Genomic DNA, 20,485 nt, shown 5'->3' with positions numbered 1-20,485 from the left:
AACCACAAGCTTGTCTGGTGTCTCTGGCGCAATGGCTCCACTCCGAACCCATCCCGAACTCGGCTGTGAAACGTTGCTGCGGCGAAGATACTTTGGGGGTTGCCCCCTGGGAAAATAGCTCGATGCCAGACTTCTTCTTTTTTAAACCCCTCTTTTCGTACAGGAAAGAGGGGTTTATGCTATGCTATGGAAATTTCACTGCTATGTCGTTGTTTGGTGCGATTCAATCTGTCCTAACCTTACCTTAATGACAACGGCTATAGCTAAAATGAACGACTCAACGAAGTAGAAGGTTAAGTGACTACGCCTCATTAGTTAAATAAATCTAAAAAATTCCTAGATAGGTTCGATATCAAAACGTTGGTTTCTTATACTGGAATAGTCTATTAGCATTTTAATTATTCTCAAAATCCCTAACAAAAATTAAGTCAAAAATTATGACAGGTCAGAACTATGGTTTACGATGTAGCTATCATTGGCGGTGGCGTAATTGGTTGCACGATCGCGCGTGAGTTAATGCGCTATCCTATCCGTGCTGTCTTGTTGGAGAAGGAGAGCGAAGTCGGATTCGGAACCAGTAAAGCCAACAGTGGGATTATCCACGGCGGTCATCACGGTTCCCCTAACACCCTGAAAGGGAAACTAGAGTGGTTGGGGAATCAAATGTGGGATACCATCTGTGATGAGCTAGGTTTCGGGTTCAAGCGCATTGGCGAACTGACTGTCGCTTTAGCCGAAGAACAACTCCCCACCTTAGAGAAACTCAAACAACAAGGTGAAGAAAAAGGCGTTCCTGGTCTGGAAATGTGGGATCAGGAACGCTTACTCCGAGAAGAACCCCGTCTCAATCCCGACGCGCTCGCTGGACTCTATGCCCCAACCACAGGGGTGATCAATCCTTACGAAGCCTGTTTTGCTCTGATTGAAAATGCCTGTCTGAATGGCTTGGAACTGGTGACCGATAGTTTGGTGCAGGACATTGACCAAACGGACGACATTTGGACAATCAAAACAAATCGCGGCGAATTTCCGACTCGCTTTATCATAAACGCGGCGGGGCTTTGGGCAGATCGTATCGCTCAGATGGCAGGAGTCCAACCCTTTACTATTCGCCCTCGCAAAGGTGAGGAATATATCCTGGATAAGCGGTTAATGGGTTTAGTAAAACGGGTAATTTTCCCCTGTCCCACTCCCGTGTCCAAAGGAATTCTCGTCATCCCTACCTACGATGGCACGATTATGGTTGGTCCTACGGCAGAAATGGTCGATGATAAGGAAGACTTGACCACCAGTGTCGCCGGAGGACAAACAGTTTTCCAGATGGTCAGACAAGTCGTTCCCGGTATTAGTCCGAGGGATTGCATCGCTGAGTTTGCCGGGTTGCGGGCAGTTACGGAAACCGAAGACTTTATAATTGGTTCAACTGACAAAAAAGGCTTTATTAACGTCGCGGGTATCCAGTCTCCTGGACTCACAGCGGCTCCGGCAATTGCCGAAATGGTCGGAGATATTTTACGGGATGAAGGTCTACCGTTACAACCCAAGGATGATTTTGTCCCCTCCATTCCCAAACCCATCCATTTTGTTTCCTTGTCTACAGACGAACAAATCGCCCTGACTCAAGAAAATCATCATTATGGTCGCATTGTTTGTCGCTGCGAATTAATTACCGAGGGTGAGATTTTAGATTCCATTCATCGGGGCGCACGCACCATCGACGGCATCAAATTCCGTACCCGCGCTGGGATGGGGCGCTGTCAAGGGGGGTTCTGTACTGGACGGTGTATGGAACTGCTATCGCAAGAATTAGACCAGCCGCTATCGCAAATTACCAAACGCGGCGGCGACACTTGGATTGTTCGGGAACGGGAGGAGGTAGCAAAATGATTACGGACACAATTAGCCACTTAAAAAAAGAGTATGATGTCGTAGTCGTTGGTGGTGGTCCAGCAGGTATGGCAGCCGCCTTAGGCGCAAGACAGGCGGGAGCAGATCGCATCCTGATTGCTGACCGTGAGAAAGAAGCAGGCGGCATCCTGTTGCAGTGTATCCATCCAGGTTTTGGACTCCAGCATTTTAAAGAAGAACTCACCGGTCCAGAATATGCCCAGCGGTTTTTGGAGCAAGTCTTAGAAACGGACATAGATATTGTCAGCGATGCTTACATCCTGGATATTAATGCTGACAAACAAGTCAAACTCATGTCCGGTAGCCAAGGCGTCCACGTTCTTTCCACCAAAGCCGCTGTACTGGCAATGGGTGCCAGAGAACGCACACGCGGCGCTATTCGCACTCCCGGTACTCGCGCCTCCGGTGTCTTGACAGCCGGGTTAGCCCAGAAATTTGTCAACATGATTGGTTATCTGCCAGGACATCGGGCAGTGATTCTTGGTTCCGGGGATATTGGCTTAATTATGGCGCGACGGTTGACATTGGAAGGGGTAGAAGTCGCAGGCGTGTTTGAAATTATGCCTCACGCCAATGGACTCAATCGCAATATCGTCCAATGTCTGCACGACTTCGACATTCCCCTGCACCTTTCCACGACAATTGCGGACATCCATGGCAGAGACCGAGTAGAAAAGGTTACTGTTGCTCCCGTTGATGAAAACTTTACCCCAAATTTAGAGCAAAGCTGGGATATTCCTTGTGATACCCTGCTGCTGTCTATTGGCTTGATTCCAGAAAACGAACTATCCCGACAGTTGAAACTCCAGATTGACCCCGTAACCAGTGGTCCGGTGGTGAACAGCATGATGGAAACCTCCATGGATGGGGTTTTTGCTTGTGGTAATGTTGTCCATATTCACGACTTAGTGGATTTTGTTAGCCAGGAAGCCTTTCTCGCAGGCAGCAATGCTGGAGCTTACGTCACCGAACAACGCCCTCCGGGGGATAATATTCGCCTAGTTCCAGGGGAAAATGTGCGCTACTGCGTCCCTCATACTATTTCCACCGACCGAGAACACACAGTTTACATGCGGGTTAAGCGCCCCATGGAACAAAGCGTATTGCGTTTAGGTGACGTGTATGAGAAAAAACTACGCTTTGTTTTGCCAGCAGAGATGGTTAATCTCAAAGTACGTCCTCGGTTTTTGGAGAACTTCCACGGGGATACCTTGCGGGTAGATGTTGTACCCTGTAAAGATTAAAGGAGTGCGGCAGATGGAGAAGATGGGGCGCGATGTTCCAGACGTGATCACAGAAGCGTCTGGGAGATGGGGGAGTAAACTCAACATTGAGTCAGGGCGGGTTTCGTACCAACGTTACCATCATGAACCAAAAGAAAGTCCCTAAACCCGCCCCTACAAACCAGGTTTCCTCAAGGGTGGCGAAGTATTTACCAATCACTAATCACCAATCACCAGGTATTTATTATGACAACAATTACTCATTACCTTTGTATTGGCTGTCCCCTAGGTTGCCGTTTAGAAGTTGAAGATGAAGACAACAAGATTGTCGAAGTGCGGGGTTTTAACTGCAAACGGGGACAAGAGTATGCTAAACAAGAACATACCGAACCTCGCCGTATGCTAACAACCACTGTACAGGTAGAACAAGGGCGTTGGGCTAGGCTTCCGGTGAAAACCAATATGGCTATTCCTAAAGAAAAAATGCAGGAATTATGCCAAACGCTGCGTCAAGTGAAACTAACTGCACCTGTGAAAATGGGTGATGTGATTCTGGCGAATGCCTTGGAAACAGGGGCGGATGTGGTTGCTACAAGAGATATGCCAGCCGCTTGAATTAGATTGATCCTGTCCTCGAAGGTCGTGAAGGATTTCGTTCAACATGACAGATTACCTCTTTGACTGCAACTTGGTATAAACCCGCCCCGGTTAAATTGCAAAATTGAGTCAACCCGATAACTCCCCCATCTCCCTGTTTCCTCGTTGGAAATGTTAATGGTAGCCTAGACGATTACTGGAAACACATTACAGTATAAATAGCCACCGTGTTTGAAATTGAGTTGACAGACCAAGCGATCGAGGATTTGCAATGGTTTAAGAAATACGAACAGAATGTAATTAATTCTTGACGGTATTGAGGCAAACCTTTCTTATGAGCCAATGATAGAGACGCGCAACCGGAAGCACCTGCGTCCAAACGATACGGCGGAATGGGAATTGAGGCTAGGTATGTACCGCGTTCTGTATAACGTTGAGGAGAAAGTTAGAATCGTCAGTATTGAGCGCATCGCTGCCAAGCCGAGAAACAAGTACATTGTTCAAGGAGAGCAGGGAGAACTATGATGAACTGGGATTATCGGGTGTTCTTTGAGGATAGTGGCTACACAATTCGTACCGTATATTATGATGATCACGGTGCGATAGCTGCCTGTTCGGAAAAGCCGATCGAGCCTTTCGGAGAATCACTCGAAGATCTGCAAGACGAATTAAATCTTCTACAGGCGGCTTTAAAAAAGAACGTTCTTTCGGCTTCTGATGTGCCAGAGCAAAGCGTTCGCCCGAAGGTAAAGCGGGGGAAATCGTTAAAGGCGGTTCGCGAACAACTTGGCTTACAGAAGGAAGCGGCTAAAGAGGGTTAAGAGAGCAAAGCGTGGTTTCTGGAGTTCTTGCTCTTCCCCCTATCTCCGCGACAAATGACAAATGACAAATGACAAATCATTGACAGCGATCGCAGACTCCATGCACCGTCACCTCATAGCTTTCAGCTTGCATACCGGGAGGTAGGCGGTTTAAGTCAATGCTTTCAAACGTATCCCAAGGAATATCTTTAATCGCGCCGCAACAGCGACAACGAAAATGATGGTGGCGATCGACATTCGCATCGTAACGACAGACACCTTCCTCTAATAAAACTTCCCGCACCAGTCCCACTTCCCGCAGTGCTTGTAGCGCACTGTATACAGTCGCTTGAGAAGACGTTGGCGCTTGGTGATTGAGATCGCTGAGGATTTGATCTGCCGTTGGGTGATCAAAACGAGTCAGCAGATTGGCATAGACAGAAAATCGCTGTGGGGTAACCCTCAACCCCTTGGATTTCAAGACTTTAATCAGGTTTTCTGCTTGCTGCTGCATGGTATTCACCGTTTTCATAAGCAGTTTCTTAATTATAACACTCTTTTTTAGGAGTTATACTTGTCTAGCAGTTAGACTGAAAAATAAGTATTTATTACTATTGACTCATTCTTAAATCAGAATTATTCTGAGTTATAGTTAGATATAGCTAAAGCAAACAAAAATCTAGTCGTCTGTAAAACGAGGTAAATATGGCTGTTATTGATCGTGTACCCGACGCTGTGTTCAAGACTCGCGTGCGTGATGAGTCTGTAGGGGGTTCAAATCCCTACCGTTGGCAAGATCGGACAACGCAGGAAATCTTTGGTGGCAAAAAAGTTGTTGTATTTTCCTTGCCGGGTGCGTTTACACCCACCTGTTCGTCCAACCACCTGCCTCGCTATGAAGAACTCTATGATGAGTTCAAGGCGCAGGGTATCGATGAAATCATTTGCCTGTCGGTGAATGATGCGTTTGTTATGTTCCAGTGGGGTAAGCAGCAAGGGGCAAAGAATGTGTTATTGCTCCCCGATGGTAATGGCGAGTTTACCCGCAAGATGGGAATGCTAGTCGATAAGTCCAACCTCGGTTTCGGAATGCGTTCCTGGCGCTATTCGATGCTGGTGCACGACGGCAAGATTGAAAAATTCTTTGCAGAACCGGGTTACAGCGACAACTGCCCGGATGACCCCTTTGAAGTCTCCGATGCGGATACGATGCTCGCTTCCCTGAAGGGACAAGAACCCGCAGGTGTCTCTGAGCCGCGTCTGGCGTTTGTTGGTTAATTTGAACTACCATCTGTGGGGGCACGACATGTCGTGTCCCCACTGTTTGTGGGTGATGGTGTTGGGTGTCCTCTTCTCAACCACAACCAGAACAGGACTTACACAACTACACCACATATCGCGGCAATGGTGCGTTAGCGTAGCGTAACGCACCCTACATATAGAGGTTTTGCGTAAGTCCTACAGAAGACACCCGGTTCAATTAGATGAATAACTCAAAGACTTGTCGGCAGAACTGTTTGAGCTTGTCACTCACCTCCGGCGCAGGCTGATAATTACCGACACATTGCCAGTTCTCAACCGTCGAAAGTCGCCAAGCTTCTCCTTGATGATTAAATCCTGCGGCATCTAAGCCGATCAAGCGATGAGACTGTTCTAAGGGATCTTGGTAAAACCGAATTTGTAGTAAGATGCTGCGGCTTTGTAACTTTCTACTCCATCCAGGAAAGTGAAAACCGATATCAATTGAGTCAGGATCAACTAGATTGCGAGTATCTGGGTCATTTTGCCAGGGTTTCAAGTCCGCCTTAGCATCGGGAAACTGGGACTTAAACAAGTTGACTATGGCGGCAATTTTGGTGGTTACCTCTAAACCCTTGGCTTGTTCCGCAGCATTCATGATTAAATCTCCTATGGTTAACGCTTATTTACAAGATTGCTTCATTATTTATTACAATTAGCGAGTCTGTTGGCTATCTGTTTAGCAGACAGGGGATATGTTGTGATTTGTTGACAATTCCCGGAGATCGGAAATTACCAAGAAAACTTGCTCAAACGTCTACAGGGCGGTAAGCTCAAAGCACGGTCAAGGTGTAGGAAATAACAGTGTCCATTCAGGAAAAGTCCATTCAGGTCGGGTCGCTAGAGTGGTTTTATCGGGAAGCTACTCCAGTTAATCCCAGTACACAACCCCCGGTGCTGCTGCTTCATGGTTTACCCTCCCAGAGTTACTCATGGTCAGCGCTGATGCCCGATTTAGCCGAAAAAGGATTCCGTGCGATCGCGCCAGACTGGATTGGTGCAGGTTTCTCTGCTAAACCAGACCGTCGTAAGTTTGCCTATACGCCAGATGCTTTTATTAAAGCCTTAGCAGAATTTATCCAACATCTGCAAATCGAGCGATTTTATCTGGTTGTCCAAGGGTTTCTGGGTTCAGTGGGACTCCAATACGCTTTGCGTTACCCCGATCAGGTTGAACGGTTAGCCATTCTCAACACCCCTGTCTCATCAGCGAGTCAGTTACCGTGGAAGATCAAGCAATTAGGCTTACCCTTGGTCGGTGATATGTTGACCCAAGACCCCTTGTTGGTCGATCGCACCTTAGAAGGCGGTAGTGGCTATCGCGTGTCTGATAAAGATTTAGACGTATATCGTCGTCCCTTCCTCAGCAGTTCTGATGCAGGGCGAAGTTTACTGATGACGGTTAAAAACCTGCAATTTAAATCATCCATGGCAGAAATCGAAGCCGGGTTTCGCAACTGGAATCAACCCACATTGATTCTTTGGGGGATAAAAGATCCGTGGCTTCCCTTGGTTCAAGTTCAAGAATTTGCCAAAATGATTAAGAATGTCGAATTGGTAGAACTAGAAGAAGCCGGACATTATCCCCAAGATCATTGGTCTGAGAAGGTGAGTAATAATCTGCTGCTGTTTCTACGCCGTCAAGTGGTGTAAGCAGGGGAATTGGGGAATTGGGGAAGCTGGGAAAAGCAATGTAGAGACGTAGCATGCTACGTCTGGGAGCTGGGGGAGAAAAAATTAAATTAGACAGGACTTACGCAGACACACCACAGATGGGGGTAAAGGTGCGTTACGCTTCGCTAACACACGATGGCGGGCTGACCTACATAAAATGGTGAATTAGAATTGTAGGGGCGCACCGACGTGCGCCCATTTTAACAGTAAAATCTATTCCACAATTTTAGCTGTGTCAGTCCACTATACCCAATTTAAATGCGTGACCGCTGATTGTTGTTATAACCTCCGTAAATCTACTGAAATGCATCAATTGGGGTTAAGTTGATATCCGTAAAATCCCCCTGGAATGGCTAAAAAATAAACAGCTAGGATACAAGAACGAAATAGCTGGGCATCCGCCAGAACCTTATGGCTAAAATTTTAGTAATTGAAGATGAATTATCCGTTCGAGACAATATTCTAGAGTTGCTCGAAGCCAACAATTTTCAGGTCACTGAGTCAGACAATGGATTAGCAGGTATCCAACTTGCGACCCAACAATTACCCGATTTAATTGTTTGTGATGTGATGATGCCAGAATTAGATGGTTACGAGGTGTTAACAGCCTTGCGCTCTAATCCAGCCACACAGACGATTCCCTTCATCTTCCTCACCGCTAAAGCCAGCCGAGATGACTGGCGACAAGGAATGGAACTTGGTTCCGATGACTATCTGACCAAACCATTTACCGCTAAAGAACTTCTTAGCGCGATCGCGACTCGTTTGTCAAAGCAGATGGCAATTCAGCAGCAGTCTGAAGCCAAGTTAGATGAGCTACGCAGTAATATCACCTCGGCTTTACCCAGAGAACTGCAAACTCCCCTCAATATTATCGTTGGTACATCACAGACACTGCTGGCGGACTATATTGAAGCCGCACCTGTCAGATCGATGATCGAAGATATTCAAGCGTCTGGACAGCAGTTATCTCGGTCGATTCAAAACTTTTTACTTTTTGCTGAGTTGGAATTAGCCGAAACCTCAAGTGAACGGCGTCGAACCTTTCAAGCCTATCAAACGCGATTTTCATCAGCAATTATTTCCGCTCAAGCGATTGCCAAGGCGCGAGAGTTCAATCGAGAATCTGACCTACTACTAAATTTAACCGATACGGCTATACAAATGGCAGCACCTCGACTTCAGAAGTTAGTTTTTGAACTTGTCGATAACGCTTTTAAATTTTCCCCCGATGGCACACCTGTAACTCTCACCAGTATGGTTGAAAAAAATCGACTGGTTTTGGCAATTAGTAATCAAGGGACAGGAATGACGGCAGAACAAATTGCCCAAGTGGGAGGCTATATGCAGTTTGAGCGCAAACTCTATGATCAACAAGGTTCTGGATTGGGGCTAACAATTGCTAAACGCCTTACTCAATTCCATGGGGGTAAATTCGTCATTGAAAGCGTTCCGGATAAGCAAACTATTGTTACTGTTTCATTACCCGTTTCGAGATAATTGATGCTGTAATCGAATGGAATAGAAACAATATAGCATTACCCTCTGCAATAGTGTAATTATTCAGCTAGACATGAAATTAAGTTGGGTTTACTGGCGTCAACCCAACCTAAATATTCACTATTTTAGCAGCGTCGTCAAGCTACTCCTAACCTGACTTAATTGTCTCTAAGAATGACTCGCTGTGGGGTTGGCTACATACTTAAAGTCAGGTGCAGAATTCCACGGCTTATCGCCTTGTTGAGAGTTGCCGTCTGACTCGGTTGATAAGTTATAGTACAGATCAACGGTACTATCAGGTTCAATGTTGCCAAACATGGGATCAGTGAGCTTACCCAGAGAATCTAACGCATTCATAAACATCTTAGTGTGGGAAATTTCGCGGGTAAGTAAGTGTACTAGCGTCTCTTTTGTCCCCGGATCAGGTGCTAGTTTAATGAGTGATTCGTAGGTTTGACGAGCGCCAGCTTCTGCGCCTATATTTGCTCGTAAGTCGCGGACAATATCGCCACCTTCATTAATATAGGTAGCCGTCCAAGCAGAGCCTTGACTATCTAAGAAATGAGGACCCATTCCCCGTACTGCAAAGAGTGTACTTTTATACGCATCAGTCTGGTCAACATTTTTGGTGTGAGATTCAATTAGTTTGCCAATCATCTCTAAATGGCTAAATTCCTCAACCGCGATATCTTGCAGCATATTCCGAATGGAGGGATTTTCACAGTGAAAAGACTGCACCCAGTACTGTAGAGCAGCGGTGAGTTCACCTGTAGCACCACCAAATTGTTCTAACAAGAGTTGGGCAAATTGGGGATGTGCTGTCTCGATATTAACGGGTTGAATGGTTTCCTTTTTGTGGAAAAACATAATTTTTTTTGAGTATAGCTATAGAGGCAAAAGCTGCCTGCCCAGTTATCAATCAACTGAGCTTAAATACCACGGTAATCAAGAAAATTGAATCCCACCTTAACCTAAAGATAGAAACTACTGTAGAGATTGTTTTGAATTGACTCCACAGTACACCTAAAAAAATATGCCTTAAGCAATAGACATCCTTCATCTGACTCGAATTAATCGCCTGCGTTAGGTGGATACTTCAGCTAGTAAATAAGCTTTTAATCAGATGTCTGTAGTAACCTACCCATAATGGGTTCAGCGTGGCGGAAATAAAGTGAGTCCTGACGCCTTACCGGAATTTCTTCCTTTATCGCCTTGAATTGTTGTACTTTACTTTGTAGGGAGAAAGAACGACTCCCTCATGCAGCATGGCAGAAATACTGACCAGCTCACATCTCCCCCAGCTTATCCCTTGTCCGCCACTCCCCTGCTGAACTTATGAGCCTGCGCCAGAAAACCCTACTCCTGATTGGTCTCACCCTTGCGGGTTTAATCGGTGTCCTCTACGCCAGTCTATCGCTAATTTTAATCCGTAGTTTCGCGCAAATCGAGGAACAACATGCGTATCGTAATGTGCGGCGAGTACAGGAGGCGTTATTCGATGAATTAGATAGTTTAGCTGTTTTAGCGGCTGATTATGGTGAGTGGGATGATACTTATGCGTTTATTGAAGATACCAGTCAAAATTATATTCAAGAGAATCTATCAGATACAAATTTAACGAATATTAACCTCAACCTGGTTTTATTCTTTAACCGCCAAGATGAATTGGTTTTTGGTAAACATTTTAACTTAGCTCAGCAGCAAGAAATCCCCATTCCTACTCCCTTAATCCAACAACTGAATTCTGATAATGTTCTACTACAGCATCCTGATACAACCAGTAGCATTACAGGTTTAATTCTCTTACCCCAGGGACCGTTAATGATTGCCTCAAATCCCATTCTTACCAACGAGGAAACTGGTCCAATGCGGGGGTCTTTGATTATGGGTCGTTACCTGAATGACCAGCGCATTGAGGCGTTAGCGGAACTCACCCAACTCAATCTTAAGGTCTACCGACTCGATAATACCCAATTACCAGCTAAATTGCAGACTGTGCAGTCTAGCCTATCTGAACAGGAGTCCCAACCCAATCAGGCTCCCATCTTAATCCAGATTATAAGTCGGGAGGCGATCGCAGGCTATACCCTCCTCCGCGATATCTATGGTCAACCTGCGTTACTGGTTCAAATCGACATCCCACGAGAAATATATCAACAAGGTCGCCTTAGTCTACGTTATCTTATTTTATCTCTCTTAGGTTTAGGAATTCTTTTTAGTGTCGGTACTCTTTTCCTATTGGAAAAAATGGTACTGTCTCGCCTAGCAAAACTGAGTACAAACGTACAAAAAGTTGGCACAAGTAATGACCTATCGCTACGAGTTAGCGCCAAGGGGAATGATGAATTAACCCACCTGGCACAAACAATTAACTCGATGTTAGACGCCTTAGAGTCTTCTACCAAAAACCTGGTTACTGAACGAGAAAAGGCAGAAAATCTCCTCCTGAATATCTTACCGGAATCTATTGCCAAACGCCTGCAAAAAGACTCAGATACGATTGCCGATAGTTTTGAAGAAGTCACGGTTCTCTTTTCCGATATTGTGGACTTTACTCGCCTATCAGGAGAAATCTCACCCACCGAACTGGTCAATCTCCTCAATGAGATTTTCTCGCGATTTGACCGTTTAGTAGAACTCCATGGCTTAGAAAAAATTAAAACGATTGGCGATTCCTACATGGTTGTCGGCGGCTTACCCTTACCGCGTCAGGATCACGCTGAAGCCGTCGCCGAATTTGCCCTGGATATGCAAGGGGAAATTGATGCGGTTAATGCCCAACAAGGACACGCTTTCATGATGCGTATTGGCATTCACAGTGGTCCCGTAGTCGCTGGGGTGATTGGGTTGAAAAAGTTTATTTATGATTTGTGGGGCGATACAGTTAATACGGCTAGTCGTATGGAATCCCATGGTCTTCCCGGTTATATTCAAGTTTCTGATGCCACCTATGAACATTTAAAGGATAAATACGTTTTTCAAGAACGCGGTTCAATTTCCGTCAAAGGGAAGGGAGAAATGACGACATACTTTCTCAAAGAACGTAAGCCAAAACAAATCGGATAATTCGGTTGAGTCGAAGCATGAAAACCAACTGTAGGGGCGGGTTTAGCCATTTAATTGTGATATCTACCGATAACCTTTCAACAAAACCCGCCCTTCATCAAGGTTAAAGATGTCTAGTAAATAACAAATGACAAATGACATAAGACGAATGACCAAATTAATCAGCCATCAATAACCAAAATCCGGTATACGTCATTCCCGAATCATCCGGTTGCACCAACAAAAAATGCAATCCCTGACTCGTTTGCTTGCGCTGTTCATATAACCTCGCCGCCGCCGCTACTTCTTCATCTTCAAAGGTTGCCATTACCCAGCGTTCCACTAATCCGGCTTCTAAAATTAACCCATCCGGCGCACCGGGAATATAATTAAGCGCTACAGGTTGCACCGCTTGCAGCCAACGCGCTAATGGCATCGACTGACGCCCCCCATCAATCACGACTCCGGGAACAGCTACCGTTGAGGCTAAACCTAATTGGAGAGGTAAGAGTTCTTTGGGCATCTGTACAATCGGAATCGGGCGTTGGGCAAACCCTTCCTCAATATCCCCTGCGGGAATACTAGCAAATCGCCAGCGATCGCCCCAGAGATTTTCGGGTAAGGGTAAAGGCGGCGGTTTGTCTAAGCTAAGGGGGTTGTACACTTCCCCGGTGTAATTCTCGTGCTGTTGATACTCTAACGTTCTTTCCTGTAATCGTTGCTTTAAGGTTGGGGTACGTCGTGTGGCTTCTACCTTAATCTCTAATTGTTGTCCCACCTCCTGGAATAAATTGAACGACTGGGGGCGAAAGACGTGAATTGCATCCGGTAATCCTGTCTCAGTCACCGCGATTTTTACCTGCGATAGCAACCAATCATGGGTTACATCTGGCTGAGGACAGAATGATTGATAGATAACATTGCCTGTGGTGTCACAAATTAATAATTCCCATAAGACTTGTCCTGTTTCATCTCGCAGAGGACGCCGATAAAAATCCGCTTGCCAAACATTCATTGATAAAGTCATTTGTCATTTGTCATTTGTCATTTGTCATACTCGCTTCGCGAGAAGCAAGCTACGTCATTTGTAAGGGTTTAAGGCTTGTTTACAAAACTTAGTACAGTGCTGTTTTCTTTTATCCGATTGCTGACCATTTTCCTTTTCCCTGTAATTCTGGTCTAAGAAAAAAGTCTAGCTTATCTTCTGATAGCAAGGGTGGGGAGCATTGGTGTCAACTTAAGCTAAACCCCTCACCCACGCCAGCCCTCACCCCCAGCCCCTCTCCCAAGCTTGGGAGAGGGGAGCAAGAGGGGAGCAAGAGAGTCCGGTTCCCCTTCTCCCATGAAACAAAAGCGAAGCATCCTCTGTCATCCCTCCTCGCAGGGGGGAATGAGGGGGGTGGGAGAAGGGGTTAGGGGATGACGTGACCATAACTAGACTGTTACAGGAATACAGATGTCTGTCATTGTGGCTTTTTTCAAATGCGATCGCACCACGTCTTCCTTTTATAGAACAATTGTACTAATATAGATCTCAATCAAGGTCTTGGAATCGTAGACGATGATGTGGCAACCCGGACAGAAGTTACAACAGGGCAAATACGCGATCGCAAAAATCCTCGGACAAGGTGGCTTTGGCATAACCTACCTCGTCAAAGACAAACAGGGGAATCCCTTAGTGATTAAAACCCTCAACGACTACCTGCAACGCCAATACGACGCCACCAAATATCAGCAGGATTTCATCAATGAAGCCTTACGCTTAGCCAAATTCCGCCACCCTCATATCGTGCGCGTCGATGAAGTGATTAAAGAGGATGAACAGTGGTGCATCGTCATGGAATATATTGAAGGGGAAACCTTAGCCCATCGGGTGTGGCATCACGGTGTTTTGTCCGAATCCGAAGCGATAGGCTATATCCAGCAGATTGGTGATGCACTGACGCTGATTCACAATCAAGGCTTACTGCACCGAGATATCAAACCTCTCAATATTATGCGGCGTCCTGTGGAAACTGTACCCGGAATTGTTGGATATGAAGCCGTTCTGATTGATTTTGGCATTGCCCGTGAATTTAGCCCCAATATTACCCAAACCCATACCCAGTCGTTATCGGAAGGATTTGCGCCGATTGAACAGTATGATTGGCGCTCCAAACGAGGCGCTTATACTGATGTTTATGCTTTAGCCGCGACATTGTATGCCTTGCTAACGGGTGAAATTCCCTTACCTGCACCGATGCGAGCATACCGTTTAGAATTAGAACCCCCTCAACAGCTTAATCCTAAAATTAGCGATCGCGTCAATCAAGCTATCCTCAAAGGAATGGCACTCCAACCGGAAGCCCGTCCCCAATCCGTGGCAGAATGGTTGGTGATGTTGGGCAGTAGTACCGTAACATCGGGACTTTCGCCGGACGATTATCAGCGATTGCGGACTCTACTGGCGGCTCAACACTGGCAAGCGGCGGATCAAGAAACGGCTAAACTCATGCTGAAAGTATCAAGGCGAGACGGCTGGTTGAGGGTGGCGGATATTGAGACGTTTCCCGCTCAGGAATTACATCGGATTGATAAGATGTGGAGAGAATACAGTCGCGATCGCTTCGGTTTAACCGTCCAAAAGCAAATCTGGCAGAGTATTCTAGATAAGCAGAAAAGTCATTGGCAAGCCTGGTGTAGTTTTGGCGATCGCGTGGGATGGCGAGTAAAAGGCAATTGGGTATCCTATAATCGTCTCCAGTTCAGCCCAGATGCCCCCGTTGGCGAATTGCCCGCGCTGATAGTTGCTGATCGTTTTGCCCTGCGCCAGCAGGAGTCTGTCATGTCTTTGTTGTCACGCCAAGATTTGTAAGTCGGTGAGAACAATGCAAGTTAGCGCCTCTGATTGTCTTTTGTTGATGTAAAGGTTTTTTGAGTCATCCATGACAAACTCTCGCCAACTTGCATTCCTCGCCCTACGAGATATTCACAAATTAGGTGCGTTTACAGATATTGCGTTGGATCGAGTGCTTCGTCATACTACGCTTAATCGTGCCGATCGCGCTCTGTTAACCGATTTAGTCTATGGTACTACCAGACACACTCGCACCCTGGATGCCTTAATTAACCAACTGGGGAAGAAAAAAGCCCAGCAGCAGCCCCCAGACTTGCGCTTCATTCTGCATCTGGGCTTATACCAATTGCGCTATCTGCAACGCATTCCCCCATCAGCCGCCGTTAATACCAGCGTGGAATTGGCTAAAGCCAATCAATTAAAAGGATTAGCCGGGGTGGTTAATGGGGTGCTGCGACAGTATGCCCGTCTGAAAGCCAATCCCCAATTAGATGATCCCTTGCAGTTACCCTCCCACCCGATTCAGCGCCTGGGTATTCTCTATAGCTTTCCCGACTGGATGATCGAACTGTGGTTAAATCAATTGGGAATCGAGGAAACCGAAGCCCTTTGCCAATGGTTCAACCAACCGCCAACCCTTGACCTACGAATCAATCCCTTGAACGCTTCTATCGATACAGTAGAAACAGCGATGCAAGCCGCAGGTATTCAGGTTCAGCGCCTTCCTTACCTTCCCCAAGCCTTACGCTTCCAAGGAAGTACAGGTTCCATACAAACGCTTCCTGGATTCAACGAGGGATGGTGGACAATTCAAGATAGTAGCGCCCAACTGGTGAGTCATTTACTTAATCCTCAACCCAATGATGTCATCATTGACGCTTGTGCAGCACCGGGCGGGAAAACAACGCATCTTGCCGAACTCATGCGCGATCGCGGCACAATCTGGGCATGTGATAAAGCCGCATCTCGCCTAAAAAAAGTCAAAGCTAATACTCAACGGTTACAATTACAATCCATTCAAATCTGCCCAGGCGATAGCCGTGATTTTCCCCAATTTACCCAAAAAGCTGATGCTGTTTTACTCGACGCCCCCTGTTCTGGCTTAGGTACGCTGCACCGTCGCCCCGATATCCGTTGGCGTTGTACTCCAGCCAGAGTTCAGGAACTTTCTGTACTGCAAAGTGAACTATTAACTCAGACAGCCACCTGGGTTAAACCTGGAGGCGTCCTCGTTTACGCCACCTGTACTTTGCATCCCCAAGAAAATGAAGCCGTGATTCAAGCCTTTCTAGAACGTCATCCCCACTGGCGTATCGATGCACCCCCGCCGACACTCTCCGCTTTTTCTACGCCTCAAGGCTGGCTGAAAGTCTTACCCCATCAGCATCAGATGGATGGCTTTTTTATGGTGAGATTGAAGTATTTGGGGGATTAGTCATTTGTCATTTGTCATTTGTCATTTGTCATTTGTCATTACGTGAAGTCGGGGCGGGTTTAGTTACATCTGGGTGTAACCAAAAAGATAGTAGTGAAACCCGCCCCTACACAATCTCCCTCATCTCCCTCAGCTCCCCCAGCTTCCCCAGCTTCCTCTGCTCCCTCAGCTTCCCTTAACCAAGCCTGCTCATTGGTAAAGATTAGAACGTCTAAGCGCATTTTTGGGAACAGTTCTGATATAGATATAGCAGAAGTTCTTTGTAGAAAAACGTCATGGTTACAGACTCTCATGTCAAACAGCTTGTAAAGATTCTGATTGGTGCGGCTTGGATCGATGGTCGAATTCAGCCAGAGGAACGGCAGTATCTGCACCAAGTCGCCCAGCAATCCAATGTGGCTGAAGACCCAGAAATTCGACCCCTGTTGAACGAACTCAAATCGGTATCCAGTGACGAGTGTTATAGATGGGTGCAAGAGTATTTGGGCGATCATCCTAGCCAAGAGGATTATCAGGGCTTGATTGAAGCGATTAGTGCCTTAATTTACAGCGATGGCGATGTAGATACTGAGGAAGCTAAACTTCTCACCCGCTTACAGCTTCTCGATCCTGCCCAGACTTCTCCCAAGTCCACTCATAATAATGTGCTTAAAGCCATTCAAAAACTTTACCACCGCTGGATTGACCAGCAATCTTAGTAATGTGGGATTGGGGTTGGTCATTTGAGTTCTCAGTTAATTTTTTCTCCCACAAGGGCAGGTTTAGTCCAGTTATCGATGTGTCACAAAATGTTATCCGGACAGGTTTAGTCAAATTTTACCGACAGGGCTAAAACGTTATGGGTAAAAACCGCCCCTAAAGATCGGCTTTCCCAGCTTCTTTAGCTTTTATCCTTTACTCTAAAAGTCAGTAGAGGATTTTTTATTTTTTGGAAACTAATTGTCCGGACGGATCGTCATTCACACTGAAAATGTTCCCATAAAGCAGTGACGCGCAAAACATTTTCTTGCTAAACTTTATCTAATGAATGGGTAGGAAAATTTTAGGAACATCTGGAATTCTAAACGGTCTAGTAAATTAACAAACAGAACGATTCGTGTTGGAGAACGCCTTTAATGTCTAACTTTCATCCCTGGCAATCTGGAACCGCTGCATTTTTAGCCTTTGGATTAACGGCTGGTGCGATCGCTCCCTTCGTTACAGGTGCATCAGCGCTTGCCCAAACCACAAGTTTCTCAGATGTTTCTTCTACCTACTGGGCGGAAGACTTTATTACCGAATTAGCCCAACGGGATATTATTGCTGGGTTTCCGGATGGTACATTCCGACCGGATGCTCCCGTAACTCGCGCCCAGTTTGCGGCGATGATGCGTAAGGCAAATCAAGCCTTTAATAAAGCGGATCAACGCGGGTCAACGAACTTTGTTGATGTCCCCTCAAGATACTGGGCATATTCTGCCATCCAAGATGCTTATAAAACAGGATTTTTAACGGGATATCCAGGGAATGTTTTTAGACCTGAACAAAATATTCCTCGTGAACAAGTCTTAGTTTCATTGGCAAATGGTTTGGATTATTCAGCCAGTTCAACCAGTGTTTTAAATTACTACAATGATGCCTCTCGCATTTCCAGTTGGGCGCGGACACCAATAGCCGCCGCCACAGAAGAACGCTTGGTGGTGAATTATCCTAACGTTAAATCGTTAAATCCCCAGCGGAATGCTAGTCGTGCTGAAGTTGCGGCGTTTATTTACCAAGCTTTGGTGAGTGAAGGAGAAGCACAAGTTGTCAGTTCGCAGTACATTGCTGATCCGACGCCTGTTGCTCAAAATTTCACGATTCCTGCGGGTACAACTATTCCAGTTAAATATATCCGAGAGAAAATTCTGGTTGCTGAAGAAGACGAACAATTACCCTTAACGTTAACTGTCGATGCGAATATCACCACCTCTGATGGCACTGTATTGATTCCAGCAGGTAGTGAGATTGTCGGTGAGTTGCGTTCTACGAATGGTGGCGCTCAATTTGTCGCAGAGAAACTGGTGATGAATGGTCAGCAGATGACTATTGATGCTGCGTCTGGAGTAATCACCACGACGGAAACAGTCACTCAAGGTAGTAATGTCGGAAATTTGGTCAAGAATGCTGCACTCGGTACAGCGGCGGCGGCGGCGATTTCAGCGGTAACGGGAGATCGGGCGATCGCGACGGAAGAACTCTTGATTGGTACAGGCTCTGGTGTAGCATTGAGCTTAATCCAACGCTTCCTCGGTCGCAACAGTGTGGATCTGATTGTGATTGAACCGGATACCGATTTAGATCTCAAACTTGATGAGGACTTAGTTATCAGCACCAACTAGCGTCATTGTGTAGAGACGTAGCATGCTACGTCTCTACAATCCAAATTCATGATTCATGAATTGGCAACCAAACGACAAACGTTGTTCCCTGGGTTGACTTCCCCCCAGAACGGCGAATCGCTACGTCTGACTGAGATTGAGTCCACGGGGACTGCGGCGGACTAAAGACCTTGATTTGACCCTGCATTTGTTCAATCAGTGTTTTGGCGATCGCTAACCCTAAACCACTCCCCGGAATCCCTGTGTTGGCTTGTATTCCCCGATAACGCCGCTCAAATAAATGCTCGATGTCTTGGGGCGGAATTCCAACTCCGGTGTCAGTAATTGCAATTCCCACCATTGTTCTCGTCTCATCTGTGGGTTGATCCACACCCGCTTCTACATCAATTTGCCCCCCAGCGGGCGTGTATTTTAAGGCATTGTCAATTAAATTATTTAAGACCTCTCGTAACGCCCTAGCGTTTGCCCGCACAGGGGGTAAGTCTTGGGGAATCGAGTAACGTAATTCTAAATCCCGTTCCCCCGCGATCGCTTGGGCGGAAATGAGCAGGGGTTCTAATACGTCGGCGACGGTGAATGACTCGACAATTAGGGTTTTACCCGGAAGCAACGGAATGGCTGGTGCGTCTGTCTCTGGTTCTGAGTTAACCGAAGAAACAATTGTCCCAGTCTCGTCTGAGTCGGGGAGTGGACAAGTCGCCGTACTAGCTGATGCGGGTAAGGTTAGGGGTTCACTTGTTGGTGCATCCTGATCTAAGCACTCATCAAAATCTTGTAACAATTCCTTCAAGCGATCGCTCTCTCGCACAATACTAGCTGCAACGTTATGATTTTTATCATCGGGTTGCAGTCGATTGAGTAGCAGTTTGCCAAAGGTTCGCAATGCGGTTAAAGGATTACGAAATTGATGCAGGATATCATCAAGCCGATCCCGTTGCTGTGCTTGTAGACGGCGTTGCTGAGTCCATTCCTGCTCAAACCAAGCCCGACGCCGATCCATTAAGTAGGCAAGTGTCAATGTTCCAGCGATGCGTTCAATCGCTGTCTGTTCTTTTTCATTCCACGGTCGATCATCGCGACTTGTGACTAATAATCCCATAACTACTTCTTCGTGGATTAGAGGCAAAACCATTTGCCGTCCTTGAGATAAGGGAGAGTTGTCCTGAGAAAGTGAGGTGGAATCGGGGAGATGGTGATCCTCAGCAGGTTGAGGTAAAAGGCGAGGTACAGCTTCAGCAAGGCGGGGAATCGTATCCACTGAACTCATGCGATCGGGCAATGTTAACTCCGTCTCCTCCTCTTCCCATATCGCCGCTTCTGGATAGACTACTACCGGAATCAGCTTAGGTTGCGCTGCCTCGTCGAGCTTATCCGTTGTTAAATATACCGCACTCAACGCCGCGCCTAGACTTTGAGTAAGGATTCCAACCTGTGATTGACACAAGGCGACAAATTCTGAACTAGCAGGAATGAACATGAGAATTGCGTGATCACCACCAGAGGGCTTTTACGACAGAACCCCATAGAGGTTCCTTTTCTATAATGTCGAACAATTGACACGACTGACTATTACCCAAAAGGTGTAGGATGACAGTCATTCGTCCTTTGTGCTTTATTATCTCCCCCATCTCCCCCATCTTCCTCATCTCCCCCATCTCCCCATCTCCCCAGCCCTCTCCGGCGGCTTTTTGTGAACTTTTTTAACGAAAAATTAATTTTTTTGGTCGTGATTTTTAAAGGATCATCGCTCAAAGCCTCTTTAAAACTTAGCATTGAGGCATTTTAGGTAGATCTATCAAACCATAAAA

General features: G+C 46.3%; 19 protein-coding genes and 1 rRNA gene. 14 read left to right on the top strand and 6 right to left on the bottom strand.

Features of this window, described 5'->3' with window-relative positions; genetic code table 11:
• Positions 1-13: 13 nt before the first annotated feature.
• The 6 genes from rrf (at position 14) to RIC07_RS21590 (ending at position 4,549) form a co-directional block, all read left to right on the top strand.
• Positions 14-131, top strand: a 5S ribosomal RNA gene (rrf, locus tag RIC07_RS21615).
• Between the two features lie 322 nt (positions 132-453).
• Entirely contained in the window at positions 454-1,887 is a 1,434-nt protein-coding gene (locus tag RIC07_RS21610) for an FAD-dependent oxidoreductase (RefSeq protein WP_446396322.1), read from the top strand.
• The gene (locus RIC07_RS21605; RefSeq protein ID WP_446396321.1) at positions 1,884-3,152 is read left to right on the top strand and encodes an NAD(P)/FAD-dependent oxidoreductase; all 1,269 of its coding nucleotides are present in this window, start codon (positions 1,884-1,886) and stop codon (positions 3,150-3,152) included. Before RIC07_RS21610 ends, RIC07_RS21605 begins: the two co-directional genes overlap by 4 nt.
• 225 nt (positions 3,153-3,377) lie before the next feature.
• Positions 3,378-3,746 (top strand): DUF1667 domain-containing protein, encoded by a 369-nt coding sequence (locus RIC07_RS21600; RefSeq protein ID WP_446396320.1) that lies wholly within the window; start codon positions 3,378-3,380, stop codon positions 3,744-3,746.
• Between the two features lie 324 nt (positions 3,747-4,070).
• The gene (locus tag RIC07_RS21595) at positions 4,071-4,253 is read left to right on the top strand and encodes a type II toxin-antitoxin system RelE family toxin (protein ID WP_446396319.1); all 183 of its coding nucleotides are present in this window, start codon (positions 4,071-4,073) and stop codon (positions 4,251-4,253) included.
• Positions 4,250-4,549: a hypothetical protein gene (locus RIC07_RS21590; RefSeq protein ID WP_446396318.1), complete on the top strand. Its 300-nt coding sequence runs from the start codon at positions 4,250-4,252 to the stop codon at positions 4,547-4,549. The genes RIC07_RS21595 and RIC07_RS21590 overlap by 4 nt, the downstream gene beginning before the upstream one ends.
• Positions 4,550-4,625: 76 nt before the next feature.
• Here the strand turns inward: RIC07_RS21590 and RIC07_RS21585 are convergent, their stop codons facing one another.
• A complete protein-coding gene (locus tag RIC07_RS21585; protein WP_446392388.1) occupies positions 4,626-5,042 on the bottom strand; it encodes a Fur family transcriptional regulator in 417 nt (138 codons plus the stop codon).
• A gap of 191 nt (positions 5,043-5,233) precedes the next feature.
• On the opposite strand from RIC07_RS21585, the gene RIC07_RS21580 reads away from it, so the two are divergent.
• Entirely contained in the window at positions 5,234-5,806 is a 573-nt protein-coding gene (locus tag RIC07_RS21580; RefSeq protein WP_446396317.1) for a redoxin family protein, read from the top strand.
• 202 nt (positions 5,807-6,008) lie between these two features.
• On the opposite strand, the gene RIC07_RS21575 is transcribed toward RIC07_RS21580, so the two are convergent.
• Positions 6,009-6,425 (bottom strand): hypothetical protein, encoded by a 417-nt coding sequence (locus tag RIC07_RS21575; RefSeq protein WP_446349737.1) that lies wholly within the window; start codon positions 6,423-6,425, stop codon positions 6,009-6,011.
• A gap of 206 nt (positions 6,426-6,631) precedes the next feature.
• On the opposite strand from RIC07_RS21575, the gene RIC07_RS21570 reads away from it, so the two are divergent.
• A complete protein-coding gene (locus RIC07_RS21570; protein WP_446396316.1) occupies positions 6,632-7,480 on the top strand; it encodes an alpha/beta fold hydrolase in 849 nt (282 codons plus the stop codon).
• Between the two features lie 432 nt (positions 7,481-7,912).
• Positions 7,913-9,001 (top strand): hybrid sensor histidine kinase/response regulator, encoded by a 1,089-nt coding sequence (locus tag RIC07_RS21565; protein ID WP_446396315.1) that lies wholly within the window; start codon positions 7,913-7,915, stop codon positions 8,999-9,001.
• 168 nt (positions 9,002-9,169) lie between these two features.
• Here RIC07_RS21565 and RIC07_RS21560 read toward each other — a convergent pair whose 3' ends face one another.
• On the bottom strand, positions 9,170-9,868 hold the full coding sequence (locus RIC07_RS21560) for a manganese catalase family protein (protein WP_446396314.1): 699 nt from the start codon (positions 9,866-9,868) through the stop codon (positions 9,170-9,172).
• A gap of 468 nt (positions 9,869-10,336) precedes the next feature.
• On the opposite strand from RIC07_RS21560, the gene RIC07_RS21555 reads away from it, so the two are divergent.
• Complete coding sequence (locus RIC07_RS21555; RefSeq protein WP_446396313.1) at positions 10,337-12,067, top strand: adenylate/guanylate cyclase domain-containing protein; 1,731 nt, start codon at positions 10,337-10,339, stop codon at positions 12,065-12,067.
• A 157-nt stretch (positions 12,068-12,224) separates the two neighbouring features.
• Here RIC07_RS21555 and RIC07_RS21550 read toward each other — a convergent pair whose 3' ends face one another.
• Positions 12,225-13,061 (bottom strand): Tab2 family RNA-binding protein, encoded by an 837-nt coding sequence (locus RIC07_RS21550; RefSeq protein WP_446396324.1) that lies wholly within the window; start codon positions 13,059-13,061, stop codon positions 12,225-12,227.
• Between the two features lie 546 nt (positions 13,062-13,607).
• On the opposite strand from RIC07_RS21550, the gene RIC07_RS21545 reads away from it, so the two are divergent.
• Both RIC07_RS21545 and RIC07_RS21540 read left to right on the top strand, forming a co-directional pair.
• Entirely contained in the window at positions 13,608-14,900 is a 1,293-nt protein-coding gene (locus tag RIC07_RS21545; RefSeq protein ID WP_446396312.1) for a protein kinase domain-containing protein, read from the top strand.
• A gap of 70 nt (positions 14,901-14,970) precedes the next feature.
• Entirely contained in the window at positions 14,971-16,317 is a 1,347-nt protein-coding gene (locus tag RIC07_RS21540; RefSeq protein WP_446396311.1) for a 16S rRNA (cytosine(967)-C(5))-methyltransferase, read from the top strand.
• Positions 16,318-16,376: 59 nt separating this feature from the next.
• Here the strand turns inward: RIC07_RS21540 and RIC07_RS21535 are convergent, their stop codons facing one another.
• Positions 16,377-16,538, bottom strand: a complete 162-nt coding sequence (locus RIC07_RS21535; RefSeq protein ID WP_446396310.1) for a hypothetical protein — start codon at positions 16,536-16,538, stop codon at positions 16,377-16,379.
• A gap of 54 nt (positions 16,539-16,592) precedes the next feature.
• On the opposite strand from RIC07_RS21535, the gene RIC07_RS21530 reads away from it, so the two are divergent.
• Positions 16,593-17,015, top strand: a complete 423-nt coding sequence (locus RIC07_RS21530; RefSeq protein WP_446396309.1) for a tellurite resistance TerB family protein — start codon at positions 16,593-16,595, stop codon at positions 17,013-17,015.
• 417 nt (positions 17,016-17,432) lie between these two features.
• Positions 17,433-18,677: an S-layer homology domain-containing protein gene (locus RIC07_RS21525; RefSeq protein WP_446396308.1), complete on the top strand. Its 1,245-nt coding sequence runs from the start codon at positions 17,433-17,435 to the stop codon at positions 18,675-18,677.
• A 46-nt stretch (positions 18,678-18,723) separates the two neighbouring features.
• On the opposite strand, the gene RIC07_RS21520 is transcribed toward RIC07_RS21525, so the two are convergent.
• Positions 18,724-20,154 carry a GAF domain-containing sensor histidine kinase gene (locus RIC07_RS21520; RefSeq protein WP_446396307.1) on the bottom strand — a complete coding sequence of 477 codons (1,431 nt, stop codon included), beginning with the start codon at positions 20,152-20,154 and terminating at the stop codon, positions 18,724-18,726.
• Between the last annotated feature and the right edge of the window lie 331 nt (positions 20,155-20,485).

The sequence above is a fragment of the Coleofasciculus sp. E1-EBD-02 genome (assembly GCF_040218245.1).
Lineage (GTDB): Bacteria > Cyanobacteriota > Cyanobacteriia > Cyanobacteriales > Coleofasciculaceae > Coleofasciculus.
The sequence above is the reverse complement of the archived record's forward strand: the minus strand, read 5'-3'. Positions and strand labels throughout refer to the sequence as shown.

Bases quoted from the DNA above. Each gene is read 5' to 3' on its own strand.
- RIC07_RS21610 (WP_446396322.1), top strand. From the start codon at position 454: ATGGTTTACGATGTAGCTATCATTGGCGGTGGCGTAATTGGTTGCACG.
- RIC07_RS21605 (WP_446396321.1), top strand. From the start codon at position 1,884: ATGATTACGGACACAATTAGCCACTTAAAAAAAGAGTATGATGTCGTA.
- RIC07_RS21600 (WP_446396320.1), top strand. From the start codon at position 3,378: ATGACAACAATTACTCATTACCTTTGTATTGGCTGTCCCCTAGGTTGC.
- RIC07_RS21595 (WP_446396319.1), top strand. From the start codon at position 4,071: ATGATAGAGACGCGCAACCGGAAGCACCTGCGTCCAAACGATACGGCG.
- RIC07_RS21590 (WP_446396318.1), top strand. From the start codon at position 4,250: ATGATGAACTGGGATTATCGGGTGTTCTTTGAGGATAGTGGCTACACA.
- RIC07_RS21585 (WP_446392388.1), bottom strand. From the start codon at position 5,042: ATGCAGCAGCAAGCAGAAAACCTGATTAAAGTCTTGAAATCCAAGGGG.
- RIC07_RS21580 (WP_446396317.1), top strand. From the start codon at position 5,234: ATGGCTGTTATTGATCGTGTACCCGACGCTGTGTTCAAGACTCGCGTG.
- RIC07_RS21575 (WP_446349737.1), bottom strand. From the start codon at position 6,425: ATGAATGCTGCGGAACAAGCCAAGGGTTTAGAGGTAACCACCAAAATT.
- RIC07_RS21565 (WP_446396315.1), top strand. From the start codon at position 7,913: ATGGCTAAAATTTTAGTAATTGAAGATGAATTATCCGTTCGAGACAAT.
- RIC07_RS21560 (WP_446396314.1), bottom strand. From the start codon at position 9,868: ATGTTTTTCCACAAAAAGGAAACCATTCAACCCGTTAATATCGAGACA.
- RIC07_RS21555 (WP_446396313.1), top strand. From the start codon at position 10,337: ATGAGCCTGCGCCAGAAAACCCTACTCCTGATTGGTCTCACCCTTGCG.
- RIC07_RS21550 (WP_446396324.1), bottom strand. From the start codon at position 13,061: ATGAATGTTTGGCAAGCGGATTTTTATCGGCGTCCTCTGCGAGATGAA.
- RIC07_RS21545 (WP_446396312.1), top strand. From the start codon at position 13,608: ATGATGTGGCAACCCGGACAGAAGTTACAACAGGGCAAATACGCGATC.
- RIC07_RS21540 (WP_446396311.1), top strand. From the start codon at position 14,971: ATGACAAACTCTCGCCAACTTGCATTCCTCGCCCTACGAGATATTCAC.
- RIC07_RS21535 (WP_446396310.1), bottom strand. From the start codon at position 16,538: ATGCGCTTAGACGTTCTAATCTTTACCAATGAGCAGGCTTGGTTAAGG.
- RIC07_RS21530 (WP_446396309.1), top strand. From the start codon at position 16,593: ATGGTTACAGACTCTCATGTCAAACAGCTTGTAAAGATTCTGATTGGT.
- RIC07_RS21525 (WP_446396308.1), top strand. From the start codon at position 17,433: ATGTCTAACTTTCATCCCTGGCAATCTGGAACCGCTGCATTTTTAGCC.
- RIC07_RS21520 (WP_446396307.1), bottom strand. From the start codon at position 20,154: ATGTTCATTCCTGCTAGTTCAGAATTTGTCGCCTTGTGTCAATCACAG.